17 protein-coding genes and 1 riboswitch are annotated in these 19,175 nt (G+C 75.2%); of the genes, 8 read left to right on the top strand and 9 right to left on the bottom strand.

Features of this window, described 5'->3' with window-relative positions:
* The first annotated feature begins 50 nt into the window (after positions 1-50).
* From ACOACO_RS15560 to ACOACO_RS15525, 8 genes are all read left to right on the top strand, one after another.
* Entirely contained in the window at positions 51-1,424 is a 1,374-nt protein-coding gene (locus ACOACO_RS15560) for an NYN domain-containing protein (RefSeq protein ID WP_420297174.1), read from the top strand.
* Between the two features lie 122 nt (positions 1,425-1,546).
* Complete coding sequence (locus ACOACO_RS15555; protein WP_420297173.1) at positions 1,547-2,623, top strand: glycosyltransferase family 2 protein; 1,077 nt, start codon at positions 1,547-1,549, stop codon at positions 2,621-2,623.
* Positions 2,620-4,806 carry a hypothetical protein gene (locus tag ACOACO_RS15550; protein ID WP_420297172.1) on the top strand — a complete coding sequence of 729 codons (2,187 nt, stop codon included), beginning with the start codon at positions 2,620-2,622 and terminating at the stop codon, positions 4,804-4,806. The genes ACOACO_RS15555 and ACOACO_RS15550 overlap by 4 nt, the downstream gene beginning before the upstream one ends.
* Position 4,807: 1 nt before the next feature.
* Entirely contained in the window at positions 4,808-5,545 is a 738-nt protein-coding gene (locus ACOACO_RS15545) for a class I SAM-dependent methyltransferase (protein WP_420297171.1), read from the top strand.
* A complete protein-coding gene (locus ACOACO_RS15540; RefSeq protein WP_420297170.1) occupies positions 5,542-6,561 on the top strand; it encodes a lysylphosphatidylglycerol synthase domain-containing protein in 1,020 nt (339 codons plus the stop codon). Before ACOACO_RS15545 ends, ACOACO_RS15540 begins: the two co-directional genes overlap by 4 nt.
* A complete protein-coding gene (locus ACOACO_RS15535; RefSeq protein ID WP_420297169.1) occupies positions 6,542-6,745 on the top strand; it encodes a hypothetical protein in 204 nt (67 codons plus the stop codon). Before ACOACO_RS15540 ends, ACOACO_RS15535 begins: the two co-directional genes overlap by 20 nt.
* Before the next feature lie 144 nt (positions 6,746-6,889).
* Positions 6,890-7,059, top strand: a riboswitch (cyclic di-AMP (ydaO/yuaA leader).
* A 15-nt stretch (positions 7,060-7,074) separates the two neighbouring features.
* The gene (locus ACOACO_RS15530) at positions 7,075-8,088 is read left to right on the top strand and encodes an NlpC/P60 family protein (protein ID WP_420297168.1); all 1,014 of its coding nucleotides are present in this window, start codon (positions 7,075-7,077) and stop codon (positions 8,086-8,088) included.
* A 43-nt stretch (positions 8,089-8,131) separates the two neighbouring features.
* Positions 8,132-9,409, top strand: coding sequence for a M48 family metalloprotease (locus ACOACO_RS15525; RefSeq protein ID WP_420297167.1), 1,278 nt, complete (start codon positions 8,132-8,134; stop codon positions 9,407-9,409).
* Positions 9,410-9,458: 49 nt separating this feature from the next.
* Here the strand turns inward: ACOACO_RS15525 and ACOACO_RS15520 are convergent, their stop codons facing one another.
* From ACOACO_RS15520 to ACOACO_RS15480, 9 genes are all read right to left on the bottom strand, one after another.
* Positions 9,459-9,629: a Flp family type IVb pilin gene (locus ACOACO_RS15520; protein ID WP_420297166.1), complete on the bottom strand. Its 171-nt coding sequence runs from the start codon at positions 9,627-9,629 to the stop codon at positions 9,459-9,461.
* A gap of 84 nt (positions 9,630-9,713) precedes the next feature.
* Positions 9,714-9,923 (bottom strand): Flp family type IVb pilin, encoded by a 210-nt coding sequence (locus ACOACO_RS15515; protein WP_420297165.1) that lies wholly within the window; start codon positions 9,921-9,923, stop codon positions 9,714-9,716.
* Between the two features lie 258 nt (positions 9,924-10,181).
* Positions 10,182-10,880: a response regulator transcription factor gene (locus tag ACOACO_RS15510; protein ID WP_420297164.1), complete on the bottom strand. Its 699-nt coding sequence runs from the start codon at positions 10,878-10,880 to the stop codon at positions 10,182-10,184.
* The gene (locus tag ACOACO_RS15505; protein WP_420297163.1) at positions 10,877-12,481 is read right to left on the bottom strand and encodes a sensor histidine kinase; all 1,605 of its coding nucleotides are present in this window, start codon (positions 12,479-12,481) and stop codon (positions 10,877-10,879) included. Before ACOACO_RS15505 ends, ACOACO_RS15510 begins: the two co-directional genes overlap by 4 nt.
* Positions 12,474-13,406 carry a type II secretion system F family protein gene (locus ACOACO_RS15500; protein ID WP_420297162.1) on the bottom strand — a complete coding sequence of 311 codons (933 nt, stop codon included), beginning with the start codon at positions 13,404-13,406 and terminating at the stop codon, positions 12,474-12,476. The genes ACOACO_RS15505 and ACOACO_RS15500 overlap by 8 nt, the downstream gene beginning before the upstream one ends.
* A 1-nt stretch (position 13,407) precedes the next feature.
* Positions 13,408-15,363 (bottom strand): type II secretion system F family protein, encoded by a 1,956-nt coding sequence (locus tag ACOACO_RS15495; protein ID WP_420297161.1) that lies wholly within the window; start codon positions 15,361-15,363, stop codon positions 13,408-13,410.
* Positions 15,363-17,045 carry a CpaF family protein gene (locus ACOACO_RS15490; protein ID WP_420297160.1) on the bottom strand — a complete coding sequence of 561 codons (1,683 nt, stop codon included), beginning with the start codon at positions 17,043-17,045 and terminating at the stop codon, positions 15,363-15,365. The genes ACOACO_RS15495 and ACOACO_RS15490 overlap by 1 nt, the downstream gene beginning before the upstream one ends.
* Before the next feature lie 7 nt (positions 17,046-17,052).
* Complete coding sequence (locus ACOACO_RS15485) at positions 17,053-18,243, bottom strand: AAA family ATPase (RefSeq protein ID WP_420297159.1); 1,191 nt, start codon at positions 18,241-18,243, stop codon at positions 17,053-17,055.
* Positions 18,244-18,315: 72 nt separating this feature from the next.
* Positions 18,316-19,050 (bottom strand): RcpC/CpaB family pilus assembly protein, encoded by a 735-nt coding sequence (locus ACOACO_RS15480; protein ID WP_420297158.1) that lies wholly within the window; start codon positions 19,048-19,050, stop codon positions 18,316-18,318.
* Between the last annotated feature and the right edge of the window lie 125 nt (positions 19,051-19,175).

Genomic DNA, 19,175 nt, shown 5'->3' with positions numbered 1-19,175 from the left:
GCCGTCGGACGCGGGGGTGCCTCCGGGGCCGCACTAGGCTCGGAGGTCCCATGACCCCCGACGACGCACCGGCCGAGCGGCCCGACCTCCCCCCGGCGTGGGAGCCGCTGCCCGACCCGGTGCGCGCCCGGGTGGGCCAGCTCGCCGCCCAGGTGCTGCCGGCGGTCGGCGTGCTCCCGCCGGCGCTGCGACCGGTGGCCGCGTTCACGCCGCAGCGGCGCGCGCGGCTGGGCGGGACGCAGATCCTGGCCGCGCTCCTCGACGACCCCGACCTGCGCGAGCGCGTGGGCACCCAGGTCGCCGCGCGGGGCCCGCTGGCCGCGGTCGGCCGCCTCGTCACCACCGCGGGCGCGGCGGGGTCCGCCGAGGAGCTGGCCGCCCTCGACCCGCTCGACGTCGCCGCCCTGCTCTGGCTCCTGCGCCCCGAGGGCGGTGAGGAGCAGTACGGCGCGGCCCTGCAGCGCCACGCGGCCTCGCTCGAGGTGGCGACCCGTCAGCAGGACTCCCGCGACCGCGACCGCCTGGAGCGCCGCGTCGCCGACCTCGAGGGCGAGGTCGCCCGCCAGCGCGACGAGGCCAAGGAGGTGCTCGACGCCGCCCGCGCCGAGAACACCGCGCTGCGGCGCAAGCTGGGGGAGGCGCGGGCCGAGGCCCGGACCGCCCGGGCGGAGGCGGAGGCGGCGCGGGCCGGGCTCGCCGAGGCCGAGTCCCGTGCGGGCTCCGCGGCCGCGGCCGCCCAGGGCGACGTCCGCCGCCTGCGCAAGCAGGTCGAGGAGCTGCAGGCCGAGCTGGCCTCCCGCCGTACCGACGAGCGGTCGGGGGCCCGCGCCGGCCGGGAGGCCGCCACCGTCCGCACACGGCTGCTGCTGGAGACCCTCACCGCCGCCGCCCAGGGCCTGCAGCGCGAGCTCGCCCTCCCGCCCGGCGACGGCACGCCCGGCGAGCGCCTCGAGGCCGCGCTGGCCGGCGAGGGCACGCGCACGACCTCCGCGGCCGGGGCGATGGGCACCGGCAGCCCCGCGCTGCTCGAGCAGCTGCTCTCGATGCCGCGGGCCCGCCTGCTCGTCGACGGCTACAACGTGACCAAGCAGACCTGGGGGAGCGCCTCGCTGGAGGTGCAGCGGATGCGCCTGGTCAACGGGCTGGCCCCCGTCGTGGCCCGGACCGGGGCCGAGACCACCGTGGTCTTCGACGCCGCGTCGTCGCCGGTGCGCCCCGTCGTGGCCGCGCCCCGCGGGGTACGCGTCGCCTTCAGCCCGGAGAACGTGATCGCCGACGACGTCATCCGCGACCTCGTGGCGCTCGAGCCCGCCGGGCGCGTGGTCGTCGTGGTCACCAGCGACCAGGCCGTCGCCCGCGACGTGCGCCGGGCCGGCGCGACCGTCATGGACGCCGTGGCGCTCTCCGGCCTGCTGACCCGCTAGGGCCACGACCGGAGGCGCGCAGGCGTTCGGGGGATCTGCACGCCCCTGACGCGCCGGGTTCGACTCCCGTTCAGGTGGGGGCGCGAGAACGGCCTGGTCCGTCGTCCGACCGGGAGGTCATCGTGCTGCTCTGGGTCGTCATCCCCGCCCTGAACGAGGCCGAGAACCTTCGGGTCCTCGTGCCGCGCGTCGTCGAGCACGCCGCCGCGCTCTCGCCCGACGCCCGCGTCCTCGTCGTCAACGACGGGTCCACGGACGACACCGCGGACGTCATGCGCGACCTCGCCGCGGCCCACCCGGCCGTCGAGCTCGAGATGCTGCGCCACAACATGGGCAAGGCCGCCGCGCTGCGCCGCGGGTTCGAGCGCGCGCTCGAGGGCGGCGCCGACGTCGTCGTGATGATGGACGCCGACGGCCAGGACGACCCCGCCGAGCTGCCGCAGCTCGCGGCCGCCCTCGAGGCCGGTGCCGACCTCGTCACCGGGGCGCGCCTCACCCGCCGCGACCGGTTCGTCAAGCGCACGACGTCGCGGCTCTACAACCGCACGACGGCGGTGCTGTCCGGCGCCCCCGGCAAGGACTTCAACTCCGGCTTCAAGATGATGCGCGCCGAGGTCGCCGCCGACGTGGCGCCGATGCTCTACGGGGAGATGCACCGCTACCTCACCGTCGTGGCGCACGACCTCGGGCACCGCGTGGCCGAGGTGGCGGTCCAGCACCACCCCCGGATGTCCGGCTCCAGCAAGTACGGCCTCGCCCGCTTCTGGCGCGGGTTCGCCGACCTGGTGACCATCCGCTTCCTGCTCTCCTACGAGAACCGGCCCTCGCACCTGTTCGGCGGCATCGGCGGCGCGGCGCTCGGCCTGGGCTCGCTCGTGCTCGGCTACCTGACGGTGCTGAAGGTGCTCACCGGCGCGACCATCGGCGACCGGCCGCTGCTGCTGGCCGGCGTGCTGCTGGTGCTCGTAGGTCTCCAGCTGCTGCTCTTCGGCCTGCTGGCCGAGCTCGTCGTGCACGCCCGGCACCAGACGGCGCCCGCGCCGAGCGTCCGCCCGACGTACGACGCCCGCCGGCTCGTCGAGGCACCGGTCACGTCGCCGGCAGCCCCGGTCGCGACCGCCCCGGCCGCCGGATCGGCCGCCGGGCCGGCCGCCGGATCGGCCGCCGGGTCGGCGGTGCCGGCCGAGCGCCGCGCGTGACCGAGGTCGTCGACCGGCCCCGCGCCCCGGAGGCGCCCGCGGCGCCGCGGCCCGCCGTACCGCCCGTGCCACGGCCGCTGCTCGTCGTGGCCGCCCTCGTCGCGGCGACGACGACGGTCGTCGCGGTGCTCGGCGCGTGGCAGACGGGGGTCTCGTGGGACGAGACCTACCACGTGGCGCGGATGCGCAGCTTCCTCGAGCACGGGTGGTACCTGCTCGAGGGCGACCTCGACGGCGACCGGCCCGGGTCGTGGGAGGACCAGGCCTACGTCTACGCGCCGGTCACCGCGCTGCTCATGCACGCCGCGGTCGTGCTGGCCGGCCTCGAGGGTCCGGGCGAGATCGTGGCGACGGGGGAGGCCTACGCCGTGCGCCACCTCGTCGTCGTCGCGATCGGGCTCGTGGGCACGGGCGCCGTGGCGCTGATCGCCCGGGTGCTGCTGCGCTCCTGGGGCTGGGGGCTCGTCGCCGCGGCGGTCCTCGGCAGCGTCCCCATGTGGACGGGCCACACCATGTTCAACGTCAAGGACGTGCCGGTGGCCACCGGCTGCACCCTCGTCACCGCCGGCCTCGTGCTGCTCCTCACCCGCGGCCGCGGCGCCGGGACGGCCCGGTACGGCGTGCCCGCCGCGGCGTTGCTGGTGCTCGCGGGGTGGGTGCTGGCGCTCGGCACCCGGCCCGGCATCTGGCCGACGCTCGTGGCGAGCCACGTCGCCGCCGCCGTCGTGCTCCACCCGCGCCTGCGGTCGGCGGCGCCGCCGCGGTCCGCGCCCTGGGTGCTCGCCGCGACGCCCGTGGTGGCGTGGCTCGTGCTGCTCGCCGTCTACCCGGCGGTGTTCTCGACGCCGCTGACGACGCTGTGGGAGTCGGCCGCCTCGTCCTCCCGCTTCGACGACGCCCGGGGCGAGTGGTTCTACGTGCCCGCGCTGCTCGTCGGCGAGGTGCCCCTGCTGCTGCTCGTCCTGGTGCTCGCCGGGAGCGTGGTCGCGCTGCGCCGGGTGCTCGTCGGGCTGCGGCTGCCGACGGGTGACACCGCCACCAGCGCCTGGCTCCTCGTCGGCGTGCAGGCGTGGACGCTGCCGCTGCTCGCCGTGGTGCGCGAGTCGAACCTCTACAACGGGCTGCGGCAGCTGCTCTTCATGGTGCCCGCCATGGCGCTGCTGGCCACGCTGGCCGTCGCCGCGCTCGTCGGGTGGGCGGCGCGGGCGCGGGAGGAACGGCAGGGTGCGACGCCGTCCTCCCCCCGGCGGGCGCTGCCCGCCGTGCTGCTCGCGCTCGTCGCCGTGGGGCTCGTCGCGCCCACGCTCGACCAGCTCCGCCTGCACCCCTACGGCTACACCTTCGCCACCCTCCCGTCGTACGGCGTGGCCCAGGCCGCGGACTCCGACTACTGGCGCACCAGCGTGCGCGAGCTCGCCCCGTCGGTGCCGGCGGGCTGGGTGACGTGCTCGCCGGCGCTCGACGAGGAGCGTCGCTCCCTGCGCCGCTCGCTCGACGGTGACGAGAACTGCGCCGTCGACCTCATCGGCCCGCTCTCGGCGTACGCCGACGTGCGCGGCACCGACCCCGTCGCCGGGGCACCGCTGGGGCCGACGGAGTTCTGGGCGATCACGGCCGGGCCGCGGCGTCCGGGCACCAACTGCACCGAGGTGGCGCGGATCGACCGCCCGGGGCCCCTGCCGGGCGTCGGCACCCTCCTCGGCCTGCCCGAGCGCGACGTGATGAACCGCCTCTCCCGCTGCAAGCTGGTGCTGCCCGCCCACGACGGGTCGCTCCTCACCTTCGGTCCGGGCGGGGACGGCGGCGCCTTCGAGCTCGGTGGCTGGACGGCCCACACCACGCAGCCCGGGATCCGGCTGGACGGCGCCCGCGCCGAGGTCGGGTTCACGCTGCCCGGCACGGGGGAGCGGGTGCTGCGGGTGGGGCTCACCGACGCCGCGGGCGTCCGCCTGCTCGTCAACGGCACGGAGGTCGGGGCCCGGACCGAGGGCGACGAGCTCGTGGCCGCGGTGCCCGCGGCGGTGCTCGGGGCCCACGGCGACGGGCGGGTCGTGGTGGCGCTGGAGCGCGGCGACGGGGCCGACGGGGCCGACGGGGCGGACGGGAGCGGGGACGACCGTCCCCGCCTGCTGACGATGGAGCTGACCGGCGCCGGTGGCGCCGGCGCGGGAGGTGACGGGTGACGTGAAGGGTCTCTACGTGCGGGCGCTGCGGGCGCTGCGGGCCGTGCTGCGGGTGACGGGGCTGCTGGCCCTGCTCGACCGGTGGGCCGCGCGCTCGCGGACCGGTCTGTGGGTGCGCTCCTGGCTGTCGATCTACGACCTTGACGAGCTCGTGCGCCACGACGTGCCCTGGTGGACCTTCGAGGCCGCCGACGCCGTCGACGCCTTCCTGCGGGAGCGGCCGGGGGCCCGGGCGCTCGAGTGGGGCTCGGGCGCCTCGACCGTCTGGCTCGCCGCGCGCTGCGCCGAGGTGGTCTCGATCGAGCACGACGCCGCGTGGGCCGTCGCGATGGAGCGGGTGCTGCCCGCCAACACGGAGCTGCGCGTCGTACCCCCGCAGGACGCGCGCACCCGGCTCACCCGCGAGGTCGTGCCGTCGCGCAAGCGGGGCTTCGAGGACCTCGACTTCGCCGACTACGTCGCCGAGGTGGACCGCGTGCCCGGCCAGCTGGACCTCGTCGTGGTCGACGGCCGCGCCCGCGAGGCCTGCCTGCGACGCGCCGTCGACCGCGTCGCGCCGGGCGGCGTCGTGGTCGTCGACAACGTCGACCGGGAGCGCTACCGCGACGCGATCGACGAGGTGCGGGCCGTGCTGGGGGACAGCGTCAGCGTGACGTGGACCCGCGGACGCACCCCGACCCTGCCGTACCCCACGCGAACGGCGCTGCTCCGGCTCGCCCCGGCCGCCCGGGCCGCGTGAGCACCGGCCGGGCGCGGGCCTGGGCCGTCCGCCTCGTCTTCCTCGCCGTCGTCCTCGGGTGCGCCGCCTGGAGCCTGGACGGCCGGTGGCACGAGGTGGGCGAGGCCGTGCGCCGGGTGCACCCGGTCCCGCTCGTCGGCGCGGTCCTCCTCACCTGCGTCGGGCTGCTCGCCACGTCGGTGGTGTGGCGCCGCACGCTGGGGGCGTTCGGGTACGCCGTGCCGCCCCGCGAGGCGCGCTCGGTCTTCTTCACCAGCCAGCTCGGCAAGTACGTCCCCGGCGCGGTGTGGGCCATCGGGGTGCAGGCGCGGCTGGCCGCCCGTCACCACGTGCCGGTGCGCGTCACGATCACGACCGCCCTCGTCTTCACCGGCATCCACCTGGTGACCGCCGGGTTCCTCGGGGGAGTGCTGGTGGCGGTGGGCCTGGCCCCGGCGCCGGGACCCGACTGGCTCGGGGCGCTGGCCGCGGTCGGCTGCGCGCTCGGGCTGGTGCCCGCGGTGACGCGGCGGGTGCTGCGCCGCGCCGCGGGCACCGACCTCGTCGTGGGGTGGCGCGAGCCCGTCGCCGTCGCGGCGCTGATGGCGCTCACCTGGACGGCCTACGCGCTGGCCCTGCTGCTCCTCGTCGAGGACCGGTCGCCGCGCTCCCTCGCCGCGCTGGCGGGGGCGTTCGCCCTCGGGTACGTCGCCGGGGTCCTCGTCGTCGTCGCCCCGGCCGGGCTCGGGGCCCGGGAGGCCACCTTCGTCGCGGTGCTCTCCCCGATGACCGGTCTGCCCGTGGCGACCGCGGTGGCGCTGCTGGCGCGGGTCGTGCACACGGTCGCGGACCTGCTCGTGGCCGCGGCGACGTGGCGCCCGTCGCGGCCCGGCGGGCCTGCGGTGGGCGGGGCGGCCGGCGTCGACGGGGGAGCCGAGGGGGCCGCGGGGGCCGCCGTGGGGGTCGCCGGCGCGACCGGACCGGAAATGTCGGTGGGCACCGGCAGGGTCCCGGGACATGACGACGATCGACTGTGACACCTGCCAGGTCCGCGGGCTCCACTGTCACGACTGCGTGGTGACGGCCCTGCTGGGCCCGCCCCCCACGACCGGCTTCGGCGTCGAGGAGCGACGGGCGCTGGAGACCCTCGCGGCCGGGGGTCTCGTGCCGCCGCTGCGCATGGTCACGCCCCTGACCGGGCCCGACGTCGAGACGGGCTGACGGGCACGCGGGCCCGCCGCGTCGCCCGCCGCGTCGCGTGTGATCCGCACCACGTCGCGTCCGTGGACGGGCGGTTTGCCGGGGCGCCGCGACCGCGACTACCCTCGCTCGAGGCGTCCGTGGCAGTGGTCCAACCAGGACCGCGCGGACGCCGCGCCGAGTCCGGACCGCGTCACGCGGATCCGGAGCCGGGGACCCGGTCTCCCTGGGGTGAATCGCGCACGAGCCGCCGCCGACCGGTGGTGGGGAGTGCGCGTAGGGCAAGTCGTGCCCGAACCCGTCAGCTCACCTGGTAGGCGTACGACGTTGTGTGAGGAGAGCGCCCACTCGTGCTCGACGGACGGAAGCGATTCAGTGTCGGCCTCGCGGCCGCAGCGGTGGTGGGGATCTCCCTCCTGCCGAGCACCCCGGCCCAGGCCGAGCCCGACGTCGACGACGTCCGGGCCCAGGTCGAGGACCTCTACCACGCCTCGGAGCAGGCGGCGGAGCGTCGCAACGACGCCGAGCTCGAGCTCGAGCGGCTGACCCAGGAGCTGGCCCTCCTGCAGGCCGACGAGCGGGCCCAGGCGGCCGGATTCGACACCGTCCGCGAGCAGGTCGCCGACGCGGTCGTCGCCCAGTCGCAGGGCACCGGTGTCTCGCCGCTGGCGGAGGCCGCGCTCTCCGAGGACACGGCCGGCTTCCTCGCGCAGATGTCGACCATCGCGTCGTACAACGACGTGCAGGGCCGCATCGTCGACACCTACACCACCGAGCTCCAGGCGCTCGAGATCCGCCGCGAGGCCACCGAGCAGCGCGTCGAGCAGATCCGCGCCGTCGAGGAGCGGGCCGCGGCCGAGAGCCGCGAGATCGACGCCAACGTCGCCGAGGCCGAGGAGCTGCTGCAGCGCCTCGAGGCCGAGGAGCAGGCCGAGATCTTCGCCGCCGAGGCCACCACCACCGACCCGGGCGAGGCCGCCGAGATCGCCGCGGACGTCCCCGACGTCCCGGTCTCCGGTCGGGCCGCCGCCGCGGTGCAGTACGCGCTCGCCCAGGTCGGCGACAGCTACGTGTACGGCGCCTCCGGCCCGAACGCGTTCGACTGCTCCGGCCTGACCTCCATGGCCTGGGCCCAGGCCGGCGTCTCGCTGCCGCACTCGTCCTCCGCGCAGTACAGCTCCGGGCGCAAGGTCGGCCGCGACGAGCTGCAGCCCGGCGACCTCGTCTTCTACTACAGCCCGATCAGCCACGTCGGCATCTACATCGGTGGCGGTCAGATCGTGCACGCCGCCAACCCGCGCTCCGGCGTCGCGGTGACCGGCGTCGGCTCGATGCCCTACACCGGCGCCGTCCGCCCGGGCTGAGCCCCGGCACGGCAGTTGCCGGCGGCTGGCAGAGTTGGCCGTCGTGACCGAGACCCCCGCCCTCCGCGCACCTGCGCGCGAGCGGGGGTCTCGTCGTACCGGGCTGGTGGTGGCCGGTGTCGGAGCCGTCGCGTTCGTCGCGCTGGCCGCCGCGCTGGTGCCGTGGCACCCGGTGCCCGGGGGAGTGCCGGAGCCCGCCGACCCCACGACGGTGCTGAGCGCGGAGCAGATCGCCCGCGGTGAGGCGCTGGGCGCCTACAGCCGGGCCGTCAGCTGGAGCTCGCTCGCGGTCTCGAGCCTCGTGGCGCTCTGGCTGGGCCTGGGCCGGCGCGGCGCGGCGCTGGTCCGGCGCCTGCCGGGCCCCTGGTGGGTGCAGGTGCCGCTGGCCGTCCTGGCGCTCGCGGTGATCGGCCGCGTCGTGACGCTGCCGTTCGGCATCGCCCTGTGGCGTCGCCGCGTCACCGAGGGCCTCTCCACCCAGGGGTGGGGCGACTACCTGCGGGACGTGGCCACGGGCGTCGGGGTCGGTGTCGTTGGCACCTCGGTGGTGCTCCTCGTCGTCGTGGCCTGCGCCCGTAGGTGGCGCCGCGCGTGGCCCGCGGTGGCCGCGGGACTGGCGGCCGTGCTCGTGGGCCTCGGTTCCTTCGCCTACCCGGTGCTCGTCGAGCCGCTGTCGAACGACTTCACCCCGCTCCCCGAGGGTGGGCTGCGCACGCAGATCGAGGAGGTGGCCGCCGCCGAGGGGGTCCCCGTCGACGACGTGCTCGTGGCGGACGCGTCGCGGCGCACCACCACGCTCAACGCCTACGTCTCGGGCCTGGGCGGCACCCGCCGCGTCGTGCTCTACGACACCGCCGTCGAGGCGCTGCCGCGCGAGGCCCTGCTGTCGGTCGTCGCGCACGAGCTCGCGCACGCCAAGAACCACGACGTCGCGGTCGGCACCGGCCTCGGCGCCGCCGGCGCGGTGGTGGGCGTCGGCCTGCTGGCCGCCCTCGTCGGTACGCCGGCCCTGCGCCGCCGGGGCGGCAGCTCCGGCATGGCCGACCCGGCGGTCGTGCCGCTCGTGCTGGCCCTCTTCGCCGTCGGCTCGTTCCTGGCGGCGCCGGTGCAGAACGGCATCAGCCGGCAGGTCGAGCGGCGCGCGGACGTCGTGGCGCTGCGCACGACGGACGACCCGGAGGCGCTCGTCGCCCTGCAGCGCGAGCTCGCCGTGCGGGCCGCCACGGACCCCACGCCGTCGGCGTGGGGACTGCTCTGGTTCGGGAGCCACCCCACGACCATGGAGCGGATCGCGGTGGCGCGGGAGTGGGACGGGGGCTGAGCGCCCCCGGGGAGCCGCTCCCCGCGTCGCCCGGGGCCGGGGTGGTCGGTCAGGGCAGGTCGGAGACGCTCGAGCCCGAGCGGTCGAAGAGGCCGTCGACGGCCCCGCCGAACGCGAGGACCGCGCCGATGAGGGCGACGGCGATCAGCGAGACGAGGAGCGCGTACTCGGCGCTCGAGGCGCCGCGCTGGTCGCGGCGTGCGGGGGAGTCGTGGTCCATGCTCGGTCCTGTCGTGGAAATGCCGGACGGGGCGGGTCCCACCAGTCGGTGGGACCCGCCCCGTTCAGGTCTGCTAGGCGAAGGTCACTCGCCGTCCTCGGCCGGGACCTCTCCACCGAGGGAGGTGCCGGCCTCGTTGAAGATGCCGGAGATCGAGTCGCTGAGGAACATGACGGCCACGATGATGGCGACGGCGATGAGGGCGACGAGCAGGCCGTACTCGACGGCGGACGCGCCGCGCTGGTCGGACTTGGTCTTCTGCGCGCCGAGGAGGATGGAGAGGAACTGGATCATGGTGGTGCCTTTCGGGGAGGTGGAGCTGCCGGGTCCGACCGGGTTCCCCCGGCGTTGTCCCCAATCCTGCGCGAGCGCCACCGGCGCGGACATCGTGTGAACGTCCGCACCTCGCTGACGCGTAGTGACTAGGACCTTCGGCCCAGGTCCTGGCTGTTCTCCGGGGGCCGGGCCCTTGGTCCTACTACCTAGGTCCCGACCGGGCGAGCGAACGGGCGCCACCGGGAAGGACCGTGCGGAACCGGCGGCGGTCCAGATTCAGACGCGCGGCGGCTGGACGCTCGACAGGAGCCCGATCCGCATGGCCGTCACCACCGCCTGGGCCCGGTTGGTGGCGCCGAGCTTCTGGTAGATCCGTGCGATGTGGGACTTGGCCGTGGACTCGCTGACGTGGAGGCGGCGGGCGATCTGCTGGGTGCCGAGCCCGTCGGCGAGCAGCACGAGGATGTCGTGCTCGCGCTCGGACAGCCGGGTGGACTCGCCCGACATGCGGCGCACCATGGCCTGGGCCAACCCCGCGCAGACGAAGGTGCGTGGCGAGCGGGCCGCATGGGCGGCGGTGCGCACCACCTCGGCGGCCGGGGCGTCCTTGCCCACGAACCCGGAGGCGCCGGCCTCCATGGCCGCGAAGATCTGGTCGTCGCCGGAGTGCATCGTCAGCAGCACGAGACCGATCTCGGCGGAGTCGGCCCGGCAGCGGCGCACGACGTCGATCCCGGTGCCGTCCGGCAGCTGGAGGTCGGTGACGACGACGTCGGGGCCGGTGGCCGCGATGACGGAGAGCGCCTCGGCCACCGAGCCCGCCTGGCCCACCACGCGCATCCCCGGGTCGCGGGTGAAGGCGGCGGCCAGCCCGGCCCGGATGAGCTCGTGGTCGTCCACCAGGACGACCCGGACGGCCTCGTCGGTGGCCCCTCCGTGGACGCCGGACGGGACCCCGTTCGGGCGTGCGGTCATGGCAGTGCTCCTTCCGGTACGCCGCGGGTCGCGCCGCGGCGCGACCCGAGGGAGACGTAGACGACCGTGCCGAGATGGCTGCTGTCGATGGTCAGTGATGCGCCGACCAGGGTGGCCCGCTCGCGCATGATGGTGAGCCCGTGGGAGTCGGCCCGGCGGGGCCCGAGGCCTCGGCCGTTGTCGCGCACGACGATGCGGGCGCGGGGCGCGTCGACGAGGCACTCGACGTCGATCTCGGAGGCGTGGGCGTGCTTCACCGCGTTCGTCATCGCCTCCTGGGCGATGCGCAGCAGCTCGGCCTCGACCTCCGGGCGCAGGCGCGCCGTGCGCTCGTCCACGGTGCAGCGGATGGAGAGGCCCGAGGCGTCGCTGAGGCGGCGGGCCAGTCCGGAGATGGCCTCGCCGAGGCTCTGGTTGGCGTCGACGTCCATCCGCAGGGCGGTGACGGACGCCCGCACCTCCCCGACGACGCGGCTGATGGTGGCGCGCAGCAGCTCGACCTGGGGGCGCACGTCCGCGGGCAGGTCGGCGGCTCCGACGGCGTCGAGGAGGTACCCCATCGAGGCGATGTCCTGCGCGACGCCGTCGTGCATCTCCCGCGCCAGCCGGCGCCGCTCGTTGCGGGTGGCGGCGACGTTGACCTCGTGGAAGATGAGCGCGGTGTCGAGCTGGGCCGTGAGCCGGCGCAGGCCGTCGGCCGCCGCCTGCAGCTGCTGCTCGAGGGAACGCCGGGTGGTGGCCAAGGTGGGGGAGCACTCGCCCTCGAGGAGCACGGCCCGCCCCGCGACCCCGACGAGGCGCACGACGAACCGGTCCCCCCGCACGAGCGGGCGCCCGCTCGACCGGGCCTCGACGAGGTCGAGCGACGCGTCGTCGGCCGAGCGCGAGCCGTGGTCGGGGGCCTCGAGGAGCGAACCGGTGACGAGGGGCCGGAGCTCTCCGTCGACCGCGACCCACAGCGAGGCCCGCACCGTGGGGACCGCGTCGTGGAAGGCGGAGATGACGCGGGCCCCGATCGATGGCGCGTCGAGGCCCGCGTCCAGGACGTCGGAGAGCTCGAGCAGCTGCTCGAGGAGCATCCGGGCGTCGCGGTAGGGGGTCAGCTCCTCGCTGGAGGCCTGGGCGTTGCGCACGAAGCACCCGAGCAGGCCGAGGCCGAGCGCCACGACGTACCCGGCCAGCAGCTGGGCGAGGAGGCCGGCGTCGAGCGAGCCGATCAACGTGCCGACCACCAGGGCGAGGGAGACCACCTGCACGAGCACGACGAGCACCAGCCCGCGGACACCCTGGCGCAGGCCGCCGAGGAACGGGGTGACTGCCAGCGCCGCCGCGTGGATGAGTCCCGTGCGGTCGAGGGCGAAGCCGCAGGCCGCAGAGACGGCGACCGCCTCGGCCGACAGCGCGGCAAGGACCGGGATCCGGGTGGTCGCCGACAAGGTGACGGCGACGGCCCAGATCACGGCGAACGTCATCATGACCAGGAGGCCGTCGACGTCGCGCGCGACCGCCGCCGGCACCCCGATGGTGACGAGACCGAGGACGCGGGCCAGGGCGCCCGTCGCGAAGTGCGCGGGCGCGGGACGAGCGATCGGCCTAGCCACCGAACCCGGAGCTGAGGATGGACAGCGCGGCCGGTCCGAGCACGACGATGAACAGGCACGGCAGGATGAAGAGCACGAGCGGCACCATGATCTTGACCGGCACCTGCTGGGCCTTCTTCTCGGCGTGCTGCCGCCGCTTGACGCGGACCTCGTTCGCCTGGGTACGCAGGACCTGGCCCACGGGCGCGCCGAAGGCGTCGGCCTGCACGAGGGCGCCGACGAAGGCCTTCAGGTCGTCGATGGGCGACCGGCTGCCGAGCGCCTCCAACGACTCCCGACGGCTCTTGCCGAGCTGCATCTCGCGCAGCATGCGGGCGAACTCCTCGGCGACAGGCCCCTCGGTGTTGCGCGCGACCTGCTGCAGGGCGGCGTCGAAGCCCAGGCCGGCCTCCACGCTGATGGTGAGCAGGTCGATGGCGTCGGCGAGGTCGCGCTGCATGCGCTCCCGGCGGTCGTAGGCCCGCTGGTAGAGCCAGAGGTCGACCGCGAAGAAGCCCAGAGCGGCGGCCCCGGCGACGAGCAGCAGGGCCAGGGCCGGGCGGGGCGCCAGCAGCAGGGCGAGCAGGCAGCCCACGAGGAACCCGGCGACCGCGCCGCCGACCTTGCTGGAGGCCACCTTGTCGACCGTCCAACCGGCCGGTCCGCCGGCGAGGTCCAGCTTGTGCTGGATGCGTCCCCGGGACTCGCCACCGGTCAGGCGGCTCCCGGCACGGCCGAACCGGTCGAGCAGGGGTGTGAGGACACGCTCGTCGAAGGACTTGTCGACGTCCTGCTTCAGCTCATCGGGGGCGGTGCTCATCGCCTCGAGCAGCGCCAGCGAGCGGGTGAGGCCGCCGGCCTCGGCCTCGGTGCGGCCGACGGCCAGCCAGGCCACGACGAGGGCGGCGGCGAGCAGGACCCCGCCGAGCACGAGCAGCATGGTCATCTCAGACCTCCACCTTGACCATGCGGCTCATCCAGAAGGATCCGAGGCCCAGGAGCAAGGCGCCCGCGCCCAGGATCACCCAACCGCGGGGGTCGACGAAGAGCGGCATGATGTAGGCCGGCTGGGTGACGAGCTGGAAGAGCATGAACCCCGGCGGGAGCACCGCCAGGATGACCGCCGACATGCGGCCCTCCGCCGACAGCGACTGCACCTGGCGACGCAGGTACTCCCGCTCGCGCATGGTGCCGGCCACCGTCTGCAGCAGCTCCGACAGGTTGCCGCCGACCTCGCGCTGGATGCGGATCGCCATCACCACCCATCGGAAGTCCTTGCTCTCGAAGCGGTCGGCCACGTCGGTCAACGCGTCCTCCACGCCCACACCGAGGCGCGTCTCCACCAGTACCCGCTTGAACTCGCTGGCGACGGGCTCCTGCCCGTCGCGTGCGATCGTGTCGCAGGCCTGGGCCAGCGAGAGGCCGGCCGAGAGCGCTCCGGACATCAGCTGGAGGGTGTCGGGCAGGGCGGAGTCGAACCGCTTGCGCCGCTTGGTGCGCCGCCGCCCGAGGTGGACCCAGGGCAGCACGGCGCCGGCGACCAGGAACAGCAGGCCGACCAGCAGGTTGCCCCCACCGACGAGCAGGCCCACGACGCCGGCGCCCACGAAGAACGCCACGTGCACCAGGAGCCACTCGGCCGGCTTGAGCGGGCTGCCGGCGCCCTCGAGGCGTGCGGAGATCGCCGACTCCAGTCCCTGGTTGCGCTGCAGCACCTGGCTCGCGGCGTCCTTGGCCTGGGCGAGCGCGGCGTCGGGCTCGCGGCGTCCGCTGTCCGCCGGACGGCCGACGTCCGCCCGGGCGCTGACAGCCTCGGTGTACGTCGTGACCCGCTCGGCCGGTGTCATCGGACCGCGGCGGCGGGGCACGGCGAGCGCGAGGGCGCCGAGGATGCCCACCCCGAAGACGGCGATGCCGGCGTACATGGCCCACGAGGGGAGCGTCGTGCCGGAGCGTGACGAGGGCGCCGCGGCGAGGTCGGGGCCCCGAGGGGCGGCCGCGGAGCCGAGGTCGCCGAGCGGGGCGAGGGCGGAGGCGGCGAGCGACCGGCCGCTGCTCGTGCCCACGCTGACGGCGATGGGAGCGGTCGCGGAGTCGACGCCCGGCGGGACGGTGACGTCGAGGACGAGCTGGTTGGCCAGCGTCTCGGCCTGGCCGGCGAACACGCTCGCCAGGCTGCCGGGGTCGGCGGCGACGACGGTCCCGCCCGAGGCGACGGCGAGGTCGGTCAGGGCGCGCGGCGAGGCGTCGTCGTCGAGCGCGACGGCGTCGACGCGCACGCCTGAGGCGCGCAGCGTGTCGACCGCAGCGGGCAGGGAGCCGCCCACGCTGTCCTGGCCGTCGGAGAGGAGCAGCACCTGCCGGGCACCCTCGGTGCCGGTGAGGGACACGGCGGCCTGCACGCCGTCGTACAGGGCGGTGTCCTCGTCCATCTCCAGGTCGGTGACGGCCGTGGTCGCCGCGGCGCGGTCCCGGGTGGGCGACAGGACCGTGCGGGCCTCGCCGTCGAAGGTGACGACCCCGACGAAGACGTCCTCGGGCACCGACGCCACGAAGGTGCGCGCGGCCGCCTCGGCCGCCTCGATCCGCTCGCCCGCCATCGAGGTGCTGGTGTCGATCGCGAGCACGGCGGTACGACGGACCTCGTCGCCCGCCACGGAGGCGGTGACGTCGGCCTCCTCGCCGTCCAGCGTGACGGCGACCTCGTCCAGGTCGGCCTCGGCGCCGTCGGGCAGCGAGACCAGGACGCGCAGCGAGTCCTCGCCCGGCTCCATCAGGTCGATCGAGACCTCGCCCGGCTCGGCCGCCAGGGCGGACGGGGGGCCGGCGCCCAGGGCGAGCACGCCGAGCAGCACGGCGCCGGTCAGCGTCGCGGCCCGCGGGAGGGGGCGGGGGTGGGGCATCAGAACCTGTCCAGGGCGAAGAGCATGGGGTCGACGGTGACGTTGTGGTACGTCATCTTCTCCAGGAACTTCGGCCGGAGACCGGTCGACCTGAGGCGCCCCAGCGACTTGCCGTTCGTGTCGAAGCCCGCACCGTGGTCGTAGACGAAGATGTCCTGGAGGGTGACGACGTCGCCCTCCATCCGCTCCACCTCGGTGATGTGGGTGATGTGGCGCGAGCCGTCCTTGAGCCGGGTCTGGTGCACGATCAGGTCGATCGCGGAGGCCATCTGCTCGCGGATGGCGCGCATCGGCAGGTCCATGCCCGCCATCAGCACCATCGTCTCGATGCGGGAGAGGGTGTCGCGCGGGCCGTTCGAGTGGGCGGTCGCGATGGAGCCGTCGTGACCGGTGCTCATCGCCTGCAGCATGTCGAGCGCCGAGGCGTCGCGGACCTCGCCCACGATGATGCGGTCGGGTCGCATGCGCAGGCTGTTCTTCATGAGGTCGCGGATCGAGACCTCGCCCTTGCCCTCCACGTTCGGCGGCCGCGACTCGAGCCGCACCACGTGGTCCTGCTTCAGCTGCAGCTCGGCGGCGTCCTCGATCGTCACGATGCGCTCGTCGGTGGGGATGAAGGAGGAGAGGACGTTGAGCGTGGTGGTCTTCCCGGCGCCCGTCGAGCCCGACACGATGATGTTGAGGCGCCCCTTCACGCAGGCCTCGAGGAAGTCGGCCGTGCGCGGGGTGAGCGAGCCGAACGCGATGAGGTCGTCGACCGTCAGCGGGTCGGCGGCGAACTTGCGGATGGTCAGCGCGGAGCCGTCGATCGCCAGCGGCGGGACGACGGCGTTGACACGGCTGCCGTCGGGGAGGCGGGCGTCGACCATCGGGCTGGCCTCGTCCACACGACGGCCGAGCCGGGAGACGATCTTGTCGATGATGCGCCGCAGGTGGGCCTCGTCCGCGAACGTCGACTCGACGGGCACGATGCGGCCGCTGCGCTCCACCCACACCTGGTGGGGCCCGTTGACCATGATCTCGGAGACCTCGGGGTCGCGCAGGTGCACCTCGATCGGGCCGTAGCCCAGGACGTCGTCGCTGATCTCCTGCGTCACCCGCACGCGGTCCGCGTTGCTCAGCGGCCGCTCCTGCGTGGCCAGCACGTCCTGGAGCACCGCGCGCACCCGGGCGTCGAGCTCGGCCTGGTCCATCTTCGCGTCGTACAGCTGCGGCCCCAGCTGCTGCAGCAGCTGGGCGTGGACGCCGGCCTTGACCTCCTCGATCCGGTCGTTCTGCTGCGCGGCGAGCACGCGCCGGGCGCCGGAGGAGGCCGGCGAGGTGGCCTCGGGCCGCGTCGCCGCGGCGGGCACCGGCGGCTTGTGGCGCCCGGGCGCCTCGGCGCGACCCTTGGACGGGACGGGCTTGCTCGAGGCCGCGGGGGTCGCGGATGCGGCGCTCTCGCCCAGCGCGCCGATGGAGCGGGAGATGGTGGTGTCGACGTCACCGACGCTCGGGTCCGCGGCGGGCTGCTCCGCCCCGGCCGGTACGGCGGACGCGGCGGCGTCGGCGGGCACGCTCGCGGTGGGCGCGGCCCCACCGCTCGTGGGAACCGCGGGGGAGTCGGCGGGGGCGCCGGTCGCGGGGCGGGTGGTCTGGCGGCGGGCGGCGGCGGCGGCGAGGCGCTCGGCGAGGGTGCTCATGGGTGGTTCACCTCCGGCGGCGGAAGAAGCGCCGCTCGTCGCGCGGCTCCTCCGACGCGTTCGACGTGGTGGGGGACGCCGGGTGGCCCGGCGCGGAGGTGCCGGCGAGGCGGGCGGCGAGCTGCACGAACTGCGTGCTCGACCCGTGCTCCGGCTTGGCCGCGACGATGGGACGCCCGGCGTTGGTGGCGGCGGCGATCTCGACGGAGGTGGCGACCTGGGCGGCGATCTCGAGACCGAGGATGGCCTCGACCTTCTCGGCGCTGATCCCGACCTCGTCGTCGGCCCGGTTGAGGAGCAGGTGGCGGTGGCCCTGGGCGATGCCGAGGGCGTCCATCGTCTCCAGCGCCACCTTGACGTTCTTCAGCGTCGGCACGTCCAGCGTGGCAACCATGACGCACTCGTCGGTCTCGTCGAGCGCGGTCAGCGTCAGCTCGTCGAACGCGGGTGCGGTGTCGACCACGACGAAGTCGAAGTTCTCCGCCAGCACCCGGAGGGTGCGCGCGACGAGCGTCGGGGTGATCCGGTCCCGGGCGTCCGGGGTGCTGGGGGCAGCGAGCACCATCAACGAGTCCTCGTGCCGCGTCAGCATGGGCTCGAGCAGGCGGAAGTCGAGGGCCTCCTCGGAGCCGACCGCGTGCTCGATGGAGTGCGAGGGGAACAGCTGCAGGGTGATCGCGACGTCGCCGAAGGCCAGGTCGAGGTCGACGAGGCAGACCTGCCGGGCGCCGCGGTCCGCCAGCGCCAGGGCCAGGTTGACGGCGGCGGTCGTCTTGCCGACGCCGCCCTTGGGCGAGAACACGGCGGCGATGCGGCCCTGGCGGGCGACGCCCCCGGGACCGCGCAGGGCGATCCAGAGCTGGTAGGCGCGCTCGACGGCCCCGCTGATGGCGGCGAGGTCGGTGCCCGGCACGACGTCGCGGACGCCGGCGTGCATCGCCTTCGTCAGCACGTCGGTGTCGACGTGGTCGCGGACCACGACGACGCTGACGGTCGGGCGGGTGAAGCGGAGGGTCTCGCAGATCTCCAGGGCGACGGCGAGGTCCACGCCGGGGCCGATGACCGCGACGTACTCGTCGGGCCGGTTGTCGAGCCAGGCGGCGAGCTTCTCCGTGCTGTCCATCCCGTGGCCGCCCGGGGGCAGTGCGGTCAGCAGCTCGCTGAGGGTCGAGCTGTCGGGGTCGACGACGACGGGCATGGTCTCCTCGTTCGGGTCAGTGGTGCTGACGTCCCTGGCGTGCGGCGGGGGCCGCGGCGCCGGGGCCGGGGATCAGGGGGAGAGGGCGGTCGAGCCGGGCACGGTCTGGCCGCGCTCCAGCTGGACGCCCTCGCCGCGGATCGCCAGGGTGATGGTCGAGCCGGCATCGATGGCGGCGGTGAGGTCGAGCGCGCCCTCGGGGGTGAGGGCGAGGGTGACCACGGTGTTGGCGACGGCGTTCTCCTGCGTCGCGCCCTCCTCGCCCTGCGTCTCGGGGGAGGCGATGGGGGACGAGGAGCCGACGGCGAGCACCTGGGTCTCCGGCACGAGGACGACGGCGGCGGAGGACCCGGTGGCCACGAGGACCGCCACGGAGTCGCCGGGGCTGGCGAAGCCGGCGACGCGACCCTGGTCGTCGAGCTCGACGGACTGGCCCAGCATGCCCTCGGGGACGGGGAGCACCACGCCGGTGCGCACCTCCTCGGCGAACTTCGCCGTGGTGACCTGCTCGCCCGGCGCGATGTCCATCGCGGCGAGCTGGCCCTCCAGGGAGGTGGCGTTCTCCGAGGTCACGTAGCCCTCGAGGAGCTGGCCCCGGGGGACCGCCTGCTGCTCGATCTTGCCCCCGGCCAGTGCGGCGTCGAAGGTCTCGCCGATCTCGATCGGCTTGACGACCTTGTAGACGTCGACGGCGTCGTACCGCTCGTCCGCGCGGGCGTCGGCCTGGCGGGCGTAGACGAAGACGATGGCGAGCCCGAGCGCGGCGACGACGGCCGCGACGACGAGCAGGATCCTGCGTCGATCCATGGGGGAGCGGGTCCTTCCAAGGGGGAACGTGCGTGTGGGAGGACGTGCGTGCCCGCCGCGCGCTGACACGCGGCGCCGACCCCTCCACGCTTCACCCTGCCCGACGGGCCCGTCGGGCAGAGCGG

It is taken from the genome of Nocardioides sp. CPCC 205120, from assembly GCF_048654585.1.
In the GTDB taxonomy this organism is placed as follows: Bacteria; Actinomycetota; Actinomycetes; order Propionibacteriales; family Nocardioidaceae; genus Nocardioides.
The sequence above is the reverse complement of the archived record's forward strand: the minus strand, read 5'-3'. Positions and strand labels throughout refer to the sequence as shown.